Annotated in this window: 13 protein-coding genes; all 13 read right to left on the bottom strand. The window is 68.7% G+C overall.

The genetic code is table 11. From position 1 onward, the window contains the following. Position 1: 1 nt before the first annotated feature. Entirely contained in the window at positions 2-859 is an 858-nt protein-coding gene (locus C3Y15_RS08450; protein WP_069246533.1) for an SPOR domain-containing protein, read from the bottom strand. A gap of 29 nt (positions 860-888) precedes the next feature. After that, positions 889-2,199 carry a bifunctional tetrahydrofolate synthase/dihydrofolate synthase gene (gene folC / locus C3Y15_RS08445; RefSeq protein ID WP_011881765.1) on the bottom strand — a complete coding sequence of 437 codons (1,311 nt, stop codon included), beginning with the start codon at positions 2,197-2,199 and terminating at the stop codon, positions 889-891. A gap of 100 nt (positions 2,200-2,299) precedes the next feature. Further along, the gene (accD, locus tag C3Y15_RS08440; protein ID WP_011881764.1) at positions 2,300-3,172 is read right to left on the bottom strand and encodes an acetyl-CoA carboxylase, carboxyltransferase subunit beta; all 873 of its coding nucleotides are present in this window, start codon (positions 3,170-3,172) and stop codon (positions 2,300-2,302) included. A gap of 63 nt (positions 3,173-3,235) precedes the next feature. Then, entirely contained in the window at positions 3,236-4,054 is an 819-nt protein-coding gene (trpA, locus tag C3Y15_RS08435) for a tryptophan synthase subunit alpha (protein ID WP_011881763.1), read from the bottom strand. A gap of 91 nt (positions 4,055-4,145) precedes the next feature. Then, positions 4,146-4,997 carry a site-specific DNA-methyltransferase gene (locus C3Y15_RS08430; RefSeq protein WP_011881762.1) on the bottom strand — a complete coding sequence of 284 codons (852 nt, stop codon included), beginning with the start codon at positions 4,995-4,997 and terminating at the stop codon, positions 4,146-4,148. 7 nt (positions 4,998-5,004) lie between these two features. Continuing rightward, on the bottom strand, positions 5,005-6,198 hold the full coding sequence (gene trpB / locus C3Y15_RS08425; RefSeq protein WP_011881761.1) for a tryptophan synthase subunit beta: 1,194 nt from the start codon (positions 6,196-6,198) through the stop codon (positions 5,005-5,007). A 55-nt stretch (positions 6,199-6,253) separates the two neighbouring features. After that, positions 6,254-6,952, bottom strand: a complete 699-nt coding sequence (locus C3Y15_RS08420) for a phosphoribosylanthranilate isomerase (RefSeq protein ID WP_034195023.1) — start codon at positions 6,950-6,952, stop codon at positions 6,254-6,256. Then, complete coding sequence (gene truA, locus C3Y15_RS08415; RefSeq protein ID WP_034195022.1) at positions 6,949-7,761, bottom strand: tRNA pseudouridine(38-40) synthase TruA; 813 nt, start codon at positions 7,759-7,761, stop codon at positions 6,949-6,951. Before truA ends, C3Y15_RS08420 begins: the two co-directional genes overlap by 4 nt. Continuing rightward, positions 7,761-9,899 carry a FimV/HubP family polar landmark protein gene (locus C3Y15_RS08410; protein WP_069246534.1) on the bottom strand — a complete coding sequence of 713 codons (2,139 nt, stop codon included), beginning with the start codon at positions 9,897-9,899 and terminating at the stop codon, positions 7,761-7,763. Before C3Y15_RS08410 ends, truA begins: the two co-directional genes overlap by 1 nt. Positions 9,900-10,033: 134 nt before the next feature. Continuing rightward, entirely contained in the window at positions 10,034-10,273 is a 240-nt protein-coding gene (locus C3Y15_RS31660) for a hypothetical protein (protein ID WP_166677046.1), read from the bottom strand. A 104-nt stretch (positions 10,274-10,377) separates the two neighbouring features. After that, positions 10,378-11,499: an aspartate-semialdehyde dehydrogenase gene (gene asd, locus C3Y15_RS08400; protein ID WP_045578157.1), complete on the bottom strand. Its 1,122-nt coding sequence runs from the start codon at positions 11,497-11,499 to the stop codon at positions 10,378-10,380. An 82-nt stretch (positions 11,500-11,581) separates the two neighbouring features. Beyond that, positions 11,582-11,701, bottom strand: a complete 120-nt coding sequence (locus tag C3Y15_RS32200) for a 3-isopropylmalate dehydrogenase (protein WP_069246535.1) — start codon at positions 11,699-11,701, stop codon at positions 11,582-11,584. Between the two features lie 130 nt (positions 11,702-11,831). Beyond that, on the bottom strand, positions 11,832-12,899 hold the full coding sequence (leuB, locus tag C3Y15_RS08390) for a 3-isopropylmalate dehydrogenase (RefSeq protein WP_014725192.1): 1,068 nt from the start codon (positions 12,897-12,899) through the stop codon (positions 11,832-11,834). Positions 12,900-12,966 lie beyond the last annotated feature (67 nt).

Below are 12,966 nucleotides of genomic sequence, written 5' to 3'. Positions count from 1 at the left end.
GTTACTGCGTGAGCCCGGCTTCGCGCACCTTCGCGATCGCGGCGGACGCCGCCGCGCGATCCGCGAACGGGCCGGCACGCAGCAGTGTAGCCGTGCTGCCGTCCGCCTGCTTGCGATGCTCGACATATGCGGGCACGCCCGCCGATTTCAACTTCGTCGCCCACGAACGCGCCGTTGCGTCGTCCTTGAACGACCCGAGCTGCACCGCGAAGCGTGCGCCGGCCGGCGAGGCAGGCGAAGAGGCGTCGCCGGCGTCGGCCGCGACGTCGGTATTGACTGCCGCCACTGCTGCGGGCGCCGGCTTCGGCGCGGGCGCAGCGGGCTTCGCGGCCGGTTTGGCGGCCGGCTTTGCGGCGGCTTTCGGCGGCGTCACGCTGGCCGTGGCCGTCGTGGTATCGGGTTTGGCAGCCGGCTTGGCCGCGTCCTTCGCGTCCTTCGTGTCTTGCGCAGCGGCGGCGACCGCCGCATCGGATGCCGGCGGCTCGTCGTGCGCGACGCCCGCCTGCACGTCGGCCGCGTCGTCGTCGCGCGGCGCGACCGCTTGATGTGCGGGGCGATTCGGAATGTCGATCGCGATGTCGTCCGTCACCGGCTTCGGATGCGAGTCGAGGACCATCGGCAGCACGATCACCGCGGCGACGACGAGCGAGATCGCGCCGACGAGGCGCCGGCGCGCGCGTTGCTTTTCAGGAAGGGTCGGATCGAGGAGCAGCGCGTCCGATTCCGGCCGCTCGGTGCGGCGCGTACGTCGCTCGACGCGCTCCGCGCGCTCGGTGCGCACGTTCCGGGAGGCCCCGGTACGACCGCCGCGCCGCGGGGGCGCGTCGTCGTCTTTCTTGCCGAACGAGAAAATTCCCATGAATGGCTGAGTCCGAAACTGCCCGACAGTCAGTGTTGCTGCGATTTCCGGTAGGCCATCACACCGGCCACCGTATGGAAACTGCCGAAAACCACGATTCTATCATTCTCGGATGCTCTTTTTAGTGCATCGCGAAACGCATCGGCCGGCGACGCGAACCGCGTGACGCTCGAATCGGGGCCGTCCTGCACGCCGGCATGGCGCAGCGCCGCTTCGAGCTGCTCCGCGCTCGCCGCGCGCGGCAGCGGCAGATCGGTGACACACCAGTGGTCGATCTCGCCCTTCAGGTGCCGCAGCACGCCGTCGATGTCCTTGTCGTGCATCGCGCCGAACACCGCGTACGTGTACGGGAAGAAGCCCATGTTGCCGAGGTTCTGCTCGAGCACCGCGGCCGCGTGCGGGTTGTGCGCGACGTCGAGCACGATCGCCGGCTTGCCGGGCAGCACCTGGAAGCGGCCGGGCAGCTCGACGTTCGCGAGCCCGAGGCGGATGTCCTGCGCCGACACCGGCAGCACCGGGCGCAGCGCTTCGAGCGCGGCGAGCGCGGCCGACGCGTTGATCAGCTGATTCGCGCCGCGCAGCGCCGGATAGGCCAGCGCCGGATAGCGCTTGTCGCGGCCGAGGTAGCTCCATTGCTGGCGCTCCGCGCCCGGCTGCGCCTCGTAGCGGAAATCGCGGCCGACCAGCCAGAGGTCCGCGCCGATCGCAGCGGCGTGGTCGACGAGCGTATGCGGCGCCGCCGGGTCGCCGCAGATCGCCGGCTTGCCCGCGCGGAAGATGCCCGCCTTCTCGAACGCGATCTTTTCGCGCGTGTCGCCGAGGTATTCGGTGTGGTCGATGTCGATGCTCGTGACGACCGCGCAATCGGTGTCGATCACGTTCACCGCATCGAGGCGGCCGCCGAGGCCGACTTCGAGGATCACCGCGTCGAGCCCGCGCGATGCGAACAGATGCAGGATCGCGAGCGTCGTGAACTCGAAGTACGTGAGCGAGACCGGCTCGGGCAGCGACGCGCGGGCGGCTTCGACCGCTTCGAAATGCGGCAGCAGTTCGGCGTCGGCGACCTGCTGCCCGTTCACGCGCGCGCGCTCGGCGAATTCGAGCAGGTGCGGCGACGTGTGGCAGCCGACCTTGTAGCCCGCGTGAACCAGGATCGCCTCGAGGAACGCGCAGGTCGAGCCCTTGCCGTTCGTGCCGCCGACCGTGATGACCGGGCACGCGAATTCGAGCTGCAGCGCGGCCTTGACCTGCGCGATGCGGGTCAGACCCATGTCGATGCCGACCGGGTGTGCGCGCTCGAGATGCGAAAGCCAAGCGTCGAGAGTGGGGAAAGTGCTCATCGGATCAAATCTGAATCGGTACGGCCACTACGCCAAAAAACGAAGCGCGCCGCCCGGCGGATCAGCCGGGCGACGCGCGCAGTTCACAACGTCGCGCCAATCAGGCCAGCGCGTCGGCCGGCTGCCGCTGCAACAGCGCGAGCAATTGCGCAATCTCGTCGCGCAGCTTGCGGCGGTCGACGATCATGTCGATCGCGCCCGTCTTCAGCAGGAATTCCGCACGCTGGAAGCCTTCCGGCAGCTTCTCGCGCACCGTCTGCTCGATCACGCGCGGGCCGGCGAAGCCGATCAGCGCCTTCGGCTCGGCAATCACGACGTCGCCGAGGAACGCGAAGCTCGCGGACACGCCGCCCATCGTCGGATCGGTCAGCACCGAGATGAACGGCAGCTTGGCTTCGGCCAGCTTCGTCAGCATCGCGGTGGTCTTGGCCATCTGCATCAGCGACAGCAGGCTTTCCTGCATGCGCGCGCCGCCCGATGCCGTGAAACAGATGAACGGCACCTGCTGCTCGAGCGCGTTCTGCGCGCCGCGCGTGAAGCGCTCGCCGACGACCGAGCCCATCGAGCCGCCCATGAACGAGAATTCGAAGCAGGCCGCGACCACCGGCAGCGTGTGGATCGCGCCGCCCATCACCACCATCGCGTCGGTCTCGCCCGTGTCGTCCATCGCTTCCTTCAGACGATCGGGGTACTTGCGGCTGTCCTTGAACTTCAGCGAGTCGACCGGCACGATTTCCTGGCCGATCTCGTAGCGGCCTTCCGGATCGAGCAGCGCGTCGAGACGCTCGCGCGCGCCGATGCGCATGTGGTGATCGCACTTCGGGCACACGTGGAGGTTCGCGTCCACGTCGTTGCGGTACAGCACGGCCTCGCAGGACGGGCATTTGACCCACAGCCCTTCCGGAATGCCCTTGCGGCTTTTCGGGTCGGTCTGCTTGATCTTCGGCGGCAACAGTTTGTCGAGCCAGCTCATCGTATGGTTTCCTGTTCCGTGGCGGGGCGGGCCTTGCGGCCGTTCCCGCTTCCTGTGTTGTGTTTATCGCGCCGTCTTGCCGGCGCCGTCCAGCGCGGCGCGCAGCTCGGCGATGAACGACTTCAGCGCGGCGGCGGCGCCTTCCGGTGCGGCGCTTTCGAGCAATTGCACCAGACGGCTGCCGATCACGACGGCGTCCGACACTTCGGCCACCGCGCGCGCCGTTTCGGCGTCGCGGATGCCGAAGCCGACGCCCACCGGTACCGGCACGCGCGACTTGATGGCCGGGATTTTACCCGCAATGCTCGAAACATCCAGATTTCCGGCGCCGGTCACGCCCTTCAGCGACACGTAGTACACGTAGCCGCTCGCGATCTTGCCCACGTCCGCGATGCGTTCGTCGGTCGACGTCGGCGCGAGCAGGAAGATCGGATCGATCTGCGCGGCGCGCATTTTCTCGGCGAACACGCCGGCTTCCTCGGGCGGATAGTCGACCACGAGCACGCCGTCGACGCCGGCCGCGTGGGCTTCGGTCGCGAACGCGTCGACACCCATCCGCTCGATCGGGTTCGCATAACCCATGAGCACGACGGGGGTTTTCTGGTCGGTCTCGCGAAAGCGCTTCACGTCGGCGAGCACGGTCTTGAGCGTGACGCCGCGCGCGAGCGCGCGCTCCGACGAGCGCTGGATCACCGGGCCGTCGGCCATCGGGTCCGAGAACGGCACGCCGAGCTCGATCACGTCGGCGCCGCCCGCGGCGAGCGCGTGCATGAACTCGACGGTCTTCGCGGGATCGGGATCGCCGGCCGTGATGAACGGGATCAGGCCCTTGCGGCCTTGTTCGGCGAGCGCCGCGAAGGTCTGCTGGATACGGTTGGACATGGCAATTTTCCTTGTGTCGACCGGAGCGGGCGCTTCAGCGCTCAACTCCGATCCCATGCAAAGCGAGCGATCGGCACGGCGGCGGCGCGGCTCACGCGCACGCCTGCGCGGCGAGCGCGTTCACGCGCTCATGCGCGATCGCGCAATAACTTTCGTTGATCTCGTAGCCGACGAAGTCGCGCCCCTGCCGCGCGCAGGCCACCGCGGTCGTGCCGCTGCCCATGAACGGATCGAGCACGCGGCCGCCCGGCGGGCAGCTTGCGAGCACCATCCGCTCGATGATTTCCAGCGGCTTCTGGGTCGGATGATCGACGCGCTCCGCGTGCTGCCGATGCAGGCGCGAGACCGACCAGACGTCCTTCGGGTTGTAGCCCATCTCCAGCCACTTGCTGCCTTCGAACAGCTTGCGCGAGCGGGCCTTCTTCGTGTCGGCGTCGTAAGGGATGCGGACCGGATCGAGATCGAAGTAATACGCTTTCGAAACCGCGAAAAAGCCGATGTTGTCGTGCACCGACGTGAAACGGCGCGTCGTGCCGCCCATGCTCGGCACGCGCCGATCCCAGATGATCTCGTTGACCATCGTGAGCTTCGTCTTCAGGAAGCTGAAGATTTCCGGCGCGTACTGCCACGTGCAGAAGATGTACATCGACCCGCTCGGCTTGAGCTTCGGAATCGCGAGATCGAGCCACTCGCGCGTCCACGCGAGAAACGCGTCGCCCGAACGCTTGTCCGAGTCGTTGCCGTAGTCCTTGCCGAGCCCGTACGGCGGATCGGCGACGATCAGGTCGATCGACGCATCCGGCAGGCGCGCGGCTTCGGTCATGAAATCGCGGTTGTACAGCTCGATCCCGAGCGGCAGCGCGCGCGGCGCGGCGGCGGCCGGCTGCGCGGCCTCCGCTTCGCTCGCGGCGCCGCCGCCCGGTTGTTCGATCAGGTCACGCATCGGGCGGTCAGAGCGCGATGCCCGTTCGCTCGGCGACGGTGTGCATGTCCTTGTCGCCGCGGCCCGACAGGTTGACGAGCAGGATCTTGTCCTTCGGCAACGTCGGCGCGAGCTTCACGGCATATGCAAGCGCATGGCTCGACTCCAGCGCCGGAATGATCCCTTCGATCCGGCAGCAGTCGTGGAACGCCTTCAGCGCTTCGTCGTCGGTGATCGCCACGTACTGCGCGCGGCCGCTGTCCTTCAGCCATGCGTGCTCGGGGCCGACGCCCGGATAGTCGAGGCCGGCCGACACCGAATGCGTCTCGATGATCTGGCCATTCTCGTCCTGCAGCAGGTACGTGCGGTTGCCGTGCAGCACGCCGGGGCTGCCGGCGATCAGCGATGCCGCGTGATGGCCCGACGCGAGGCCCTCGCCGGCCGCTTCGACGCCGATCAGCTGCACCGACGTGTCGTCGATGTACGGATAGAAGATGCCCATCGCGTTCGAGCCGCCGCCCACGCACGCGATCACCGCGTCCGGTTGACGGCCGGCCAGCTCCGGCATCTGCACGCGGCACTCGTCGCCGATCACGCGCTGGAAGTCGCGCACCATCGCCGGATACGGATGCGGGCCCGCGACCGTGCCGATGATGTAGAACGTGCTTTCGATGTTCGTGACCCAGTCGCGCATCGCCTCGTTGAGCGCGTCCTTCAGCGTGCGCGAACCCGATTCGACCGGCACGACCGTCGCGCCGAGCAGCTTCATCCGGTAGACGTTGGCGGCCTGGCGGCGCACGTCTTCCGCGCCCATGTAGACGACGCACTCCATCCCGAAGCGCGCGCAGATCGTCGCGGTCGCGACGCCGTGCTGGCCGGCGCCCGTCTCGGCGATCACGCGTTTCTTGCCCATGCGCTTCGCGAGCAGCGCCTGGCCGATCACGTTGTTGATCTTGTGCGCGCCGGTGTGGTTCAGGTCTTCGCGCTTCAGGTAGATCTGCGCGCCGCCGAGCATCTCGCTCCAGCGCTGCGCGTGATAGATCGGCGACGGCCGGCCGACGAAGTACTTGAGCTCGCGCTCATACTCGGCGACAAATTCGGGGTCATTGCGGAATTTTTCGTACGCCGCGCGCAGTTCGTCCAGCGCGTGAATCAGCGTTTCGGCGACGAATACGCCGCCATACGGACCGAAGTGGCCGTGATCATCAGGGAGGTTGTACATGGTGTCACTCTCGATCGGTCGGTGCGCCGCACTGTGGGGGCCGCACCGGCTTGCATCACCCGGCGTCCGCGTCGCGCACCGCGCGTACGAACGCCGCCATCCGGGCGTGATCCTTCACGCCCTTTGCGCCCGCCACTTCGATGCCGCTCGAGACATCGACAGCAAACGGACGCAACCGGCGGATCGCATCACCGACGTTTTGCGCGTTCAAGCCACCACTCAAAACGGCCCGATGCGCGAGCTCTGCGGGAATAAGTGACCAATCGAAGACCTTGCCGCTACCGCCGTAGTCCGGCACCAGGGTGTCGAACAGGAGGCCGCGCGCTTTCGAATAATGAAGATCCGATTCTACCAAATCGGCCGGCTGCGTCGAGGGGCCGACGCGCACCGCGCGCAACCACGGCAGCCGCGCCGCGCGGCCGAGGGCCTCGCACTGCTGCGGCGTCTCGTCGCCGTGGAACTGCAGCATCGTCAGCGGCACGTCGCGCACCACCGCATCGATTTCGGCCTCGGTCGCGTTGACGAACAGCCCCACCACCGATACGAACGGCGGCGCGGCGCGCGCCAGCTCGGCCGCCTGCGCGATCGACACCGCGCGCGGGCTGCTCGGGTAGAACACGAGGCCGATCGCGTCGGCGCCGAGCGCGGCGGCGTGCAGCACGTCGTCGACGCGCGACAGCCCGCAAAGCTTGATGCGCGTGCGCGGCGCGACGCCGGACGCGGAAGTCGAAGGAAACACGGCCAGCTCCGTCATGGTTGAGGGTCCAGATCGGCCCAGACGCTGCTCCACGGCACGCTGCCGAGCTGCGCGGGCGGGACGGCGAATTCCGCCGGATAGCCGACGTGGGCGAGGTACAGCCCGTCCGCCATGAACGTCGGCGCGGCGAGATTGCGATCGCGGCCCGCGAGCACGTCGGCGAGCCAGTCGGCCGGGTAGCGGCCGCGCCCGACCGCGACGAGGCAGCCCATCAGGTTGCGCACCATGTGGTGCAGGAACGCGTTCGCGCGGAAGCGGAAATGGATGAAGTGCCCCGCACGTCGCACGTCGATCTGATACAGGTGTTTGACCGGCGTCTTCGACTGGCATTCCGACGAACGGAACGACGAGAAGTCGTGCTCGCCGATCAGGTGCGCGGCGGCGGCGCGCATCGCGTCGTCGTCGAGCGGCGTGTGGATCCAGCCGGCCCGGCCGGCCAGCATCGGCGAGCGCACCGGATGCACGTACAGCGCGTAGTAGTAGGTGCGCTCGAACGCCGAGAAGCGCGCGTGGAACGTGTCGGGCATCGCCTTCGCCCACTGCACGGACACGGTCGGCGGCAGGAACGCGTTGGTGCCGCGCACCCACGAGAATTCCGCGCGATCGAGCGCCGTGTCGAAGTGGACGACCTGGCCGAGCCCGTGCACGCCCGTGTCGGTCCGTCCCGCGACCGTCGTGTGCAACGGCACGCACGCGAACTCGCCGAGCGCGCGCTCGAGCGCATCCTGCACGGTCTTGCCGTGCGGCTGCGCCTGCCAGCCGCAGAACGCGGCGCCGTCGTACTGAACCCCGAGCGCGATCCGCATCACGCGTCGGCCGCCAGTTTCGCGAGCAGTGCGCGCGCATCGTCGCGCGTGGCGGCGTCGTTTGCGTCGACCACCTCCTGCAGCAGCGTGCGCGCGCCCGACAGGTCGCCAAGCTCCACGTATTCCAACGCCAGATCCAGCTTGTTGCGGGCAATGCGCGCAAGCTCCTCCGGCGTCAGTGCGGGCAGCTCGGCATCGGGGGCGGACGGCAGATCGAGATCGAAATCGAGCTTCAATGCACCGAACCGGGCGCCGAGCGGCGGCAGCGGTGACGGCGTGGGCACCGTGGACGCGCCTCCCGCCTGCTCGGCAGGCGTGGTCGCATCCGGGTCCCAATCGAACTCGTCGTCGTGCTCGACGGATCGTTCATCCGACGCTTCGGTCGCGCCCAGCGGCGGGCGCGGCGCGGCTTGACCGTTAGTTGCTGATTGCTCGCTTTCGGTTGGGGCTTGCGGCGCTTGCGGCACGGCGTGCTCGTCGCCGATGCGCGGCGGCAACGGCATGTCGAGGCTATTCAACGCGTTGATCGCGTTCTGCATCAGCGCCTCGTGCTGCGTGTCGGTCGGTGTAGGAGCCGCGGGCGCCGTTTCAGCCGGCGCGTCTGCAGCGGCGGGCGCAGCAGCAGGCACGTCGGGCGGGAGCGCTGCTGCGGGCGCTTCGGCTTCGGCTTCGGCTTCGGCTTCGGCTTCGGCGTGATCGTCGTGCGTCGACGCCTCTTCCGGCGGCGGCGCGACATCGGCCTCCCGCACGTCGGCCGTCTCTGCCGCGACCGCGGCGGCCGTCACGAGGCTCACGTCGGTCGCCGCATCGCGGGAAAACGGTGTGGCGGGCAGCGTCGGCGGCACGGGCTCGACGGCACGCGGCGATGCGTCAAGGTCGGTGTCGACGGGTGCCGTATCACGGGATTGCGCCGGCGGCACGTCGGCGGACGACGCCGCAGCGGCGTCCGCGGCGCGCGCTTTCCTGCGCTTGCGCCATGCAAACCCCGCAATGAGGACGACAACGGCCGCGCCGGCTGCTGCGGCCGGACGCCAGTCCATCTGACCGGTCGCGCGAGGCGACGACGGCGGCGCAACGCTCGTCACGACCGGCGGCACGGGGGCCGACGCCGGCGCCACTGCGCTGGCGGCGGCACCGGACGCCGCACCGGACGCCGCGTCGCCCGCGACCGCCGACGACGCAGCACCGGATGCCGCGACATCGCCCTGAACCGGACGCACAGCGGCCGGCGCGGGCGCGACGTTGCCGGATGGCGCCGGCTTGCCGATGCCGTGCTTCTGCAACTCCATCAGCACGCGGTTCTTCAGCGCGAGCAGTTGCTGAAGGCTCGACGGCCGCGGCTGCGACGCACCCGCAGCAGGCGCCGCTGCGGGCTGCTGCTGTGCGTGCTGAGCCGCACCACCCGCGGCGGGCTGCGCCGCAGCCTCGCTCGCGGACGACGGTGCGGACTGGATCGCGCCATTCCAGACGTGCGGCCCGCTGGCGCCGCCGACCGGCGCCGCCGGTTGAGCGGTTGCGGCCGACGATGCACCATGCGTCGCCGATGCGCCGGCCGAAGTCGATGCACCGTTGGCGGCCGGGGCGTTCGTGCTGCTCGTGGGAGCGGCCGGCGCTGCGGGTGCGATCGGGGCGCTCGACGCGGCCGATGCCGTCGGCGCGGCCACGGCGGCCGAGCCGGGATGGGCAGCCGACGCGCCGTGCTGCGCACCCGCCACCGTGGCGGAGCCCCCACCTGCCGCGGACCCGGCCGATGCGCCCGATGCCGCGCCGGCACCGGCCGGCACGAGCGCGGCGCCGGTGGCGTCCAGCGCCGGCACGGTCAGCGTCGCGCCGACTTTCAGCCGACTCGGGTCGCGCTTCATGAACGCCTGTGGATTCGCGTCGAACAGCGCGCGACCGGCACGCGCGAGCACGCCCGGGTCATGCGACTGCGTGGCGGCCTTCGCCAGATCGTTCAGCGACTGGCCCGGCTGGACCGTCACGGTGAGCGGAACGGCGCCGCCGGCGGCCGACGCCGGCTGTTCGCCGGGGCTGGCCGCACCGGCCGAAGCGGCCGCGCCGAGCGCCAGGACCGCCAGTGCGCCGCACACGGCGCGCGACAGGCGGGACTGACGCGGAAACAGGGAATTTCGGGACATCGTGGGCTCTATCGCCGCGCGAGGGCGCGGCTCGGATTCGCGTAGGGAAGCGTCTATAAACTCGCCGCAGAAATGCAAAAGCGTCGCGCGGAACGCGACGCTTTCGGCGGCTCTGCGCGTCGTAACCGCATAGTTTACTTCACGCGATCCGATTCCGGCCGAATTCGTCGCCGGCCGATACGGCCGACCGACCGATTCGCCAATGGATCGCGGGATCGCGCGCGGCGCGCATGATCGAGCACGTGCCATTCGTCAGCCTGAATGTCGCCGGCGGCGTTCTGGCGGGAACGAACGCGGCCGCCATCGACATCCACGTCCACGTCCGCGCCGGCCGCGAAGCCGCGGTATCGGCGGCGCGGCCCCGGCCTGCTCATGGGCGCATCCAGCGCCGGACATCAACAAAAACGCCTGCCGCCCGCGAACGGGCTGGCAGGCGTCTCGCTTCGCGCGCCGGCGGCGCGCGTGCGCGGCCCGATGCTTACTTGTCGAGCAGGATGCGCAGCATGCGGCGCAGCGGCTCGGCCGCGCCCCACAGCAGCTGGTCGCCGACCGTGAATGCCGACAGGTACTCGCCGCCCATCGCCAGCTTGCGCAGGCGGCCGACCGGCACCGTCAGCGTCCCGGTGATCTTCGCCGGCGACAGATCGCGCATCGACGCTTCACGCTCGTTCGGGACGACCTTCACCCAGTCGTTCGCCGACGCGAGGATGCCGTTGATCTCGTCGAGCGGCACGTCCTTCTTCAGCTTGATCGTCAGCGCCTGCGAGTGGCAGCGCATCGCGCCGATACGCACGCACAGCCCGTCGACCGGGATCGAACCCGGCTGGCCCATCGCCGGCTTGCCGAGGATCTTGTTGGTTTCCGCGCCGCCCTTCCACTCTTCCTTCGACATCCCGTTGCCGAGATCCTTGTCGATCCACGGAATCAGCGAGCCGGCGAGCGGCACGCCGAACTGGCTCGTCGGCATGGCGTCGCTGTTCATCGTCGCGAGCACGCGGCGGTCGATGTCGAGGATCGCCGAAGCCGGATCGGCCAGTTGCTGCTCGACCGAGCCGTGCAGCGCGCCCATCTGCGACAGCAGTTCGCGCATGTTCTGCGCGCCCGCGCCCGACGCGGCCTGGTACGTCATGGCCGTCATCCAGTCGACGAGGTTCTCGCGGAACAGGCCGCCGAGCGCCATCAGCATCAGGCTGACCGTGCAGTTGCCGCCGACGAAGTTCTTCGTGCCCTTGACGAGCGCGTCCTTGATCACGTCGAGGTTCACCGGATCGAGGATGATGACCGCATCGTCGTTCATCCGCAGCGACGACGCCGCGTCGATCCAGTAGCCGCTCCAGCCGGCCGCGCGCAGCTTCGGGAACACTTCGTTCGTGTAGTCGCCGCCCTGGCACGTGATGATCACGTCGCACTTCTTCAGCTCGTCGACGTTGGTCGCGTCCTTGAGCGTGGTCTCGTTTTTCGCGAACGACGGCGCTTTGCCGCCCGTGTTGCTGGTGCTGAAAAACACCGGTTCGATCAGGTCGAAATCGCCTTCTTCCTGCATGCGTTGCATCAGCACGCTGCCGACCATGCCGCGCCAACCTACGAGACCTACGTTCATGACTAACCCTTTGAATGGAGCTTCCCCGCCATTTCCGCCCCCGGCGTGACCGCGCGGGGAAACAGGCGGGCACGACGGACGATCAGCGTTTAATGATCGTTTTCGTGGTAATGGTTTTCGCGATGACGATGGCGCGCGCATCCGCACGGGCAATGTTGCCGTGGGATTTCAAGACCGGGGAGATCAGGGAAATCAGCGCCATCGTTCGAGTCTACACAAAGCCGGTTGCCCGCACAACGGCCAACCGTGCGTGGACCGGCCGATTTCGCGGCCGATTCACGTGTTTTTCATCCCGGCCGCCGTACCGGCCGGCCATATGCGTGCAACGCGGCTTACAGCGCCGCCACCACCGCATCGCCCATCGCCGAGGTGCCGACCTGCTGGCAGCCCGGCGTCGCGATGTCGCCGGTGCGATAACCTTGTTCGAGCACCGTTTTCACCGCGCGCTCGATCCGGTCGGCCTGCTCCGCGCGATTCAGCGAATAGCGCAGCAACATCGCGGCCGACAGGATCGTCGCCAGCGGGTTCGCGATGCCCTTGCCGGCGATGTCCGGCGCCGAGCCGTGCGACGGCTCGTACAGGCCCTTGTTGTTCTTGTCGAGCGAGGCCGACGGCAGCATGCCGATCGAGCCCGTCAGCATCGACGCTTCATCCGACAGGATGTCGCCGAACATGTTGCCCGTCACGATCACGTCGAACTGCTTCGGCGCCTTCGCGAGCTGCATCGCCGCGTTGTCGACGTACATGTGCGACAACTCGACGTCCGCGTATTCCTTAGACACGTCGATCATCACGTCGCGCCAGAATTGCGACGTTTCGAGCACGTTCGACTTGTCGACCGACAGCAGCTTCTTCGCGCGCTTTTGCGCGGCCTGGAACGCGACGTGTGCAATGCGGCGCACTTCGGGTTCCGAGTAGCGCATCGTGTCGAAACCTTCGCGCGCGCCGGCGAACGGGCCGTCCGGTGCGGCGCGCACGCCGCGCGGCTGGCCGAAGTAGATGTCGCCGTTCAGCTCGCGCACGATCAGGATGTCGAGGCCCGCGACCAGCTCCGGCTTCAGCGGCGACGCATCGACGAGCTGCGGATAGCAGATCGCCGGGCGGAAGTTCGCGAACAGCTCGAGGTGCTTGCGCAGCCCGAGGATCGCCTGCTCGGGGCGCAGCGCGCGCTCGAGCGAGTCGTACTTCCAGTCGCCGACCGCGCCGAACAGGATCGCGTCGGCGTCCTTCGCCAGCTTCAGCGTCGCATCGGGCAGCGGATGACCGCTCGCCTCGTAGCCGGCGCCGCCCACCGGCGCGTGCTCGAGCTCGAACTTCTCGTCGAGGGCGTTCAGCACCTTGACCGCTTCGTTGACGATTTCCGGACCGATGCCGTCGCCGGGCAGCACTGCAATCTTCATGCGTTATTCCTGGACTGGGTAATGTGGGTGGCAGGTCGGCGAGCGCGTCACGCGCGCCCGCCCGCGG

The sequence above is a fragment of the Burkholderia sp. B10 genome (assembly GCF_004368385.1).
GTDB classification, from domain to species: Bacteria; Pseudomonadota; Gammaproteobacteria; order Burkholderiales; family Burkholderiaceae; genus Burkholderia; species Burkholderia vietnamiensis.
Note: the sequence above shows the minus strand (reverse complement) of the source record. Positions and strands in the feature narration are given on the sequence as shown.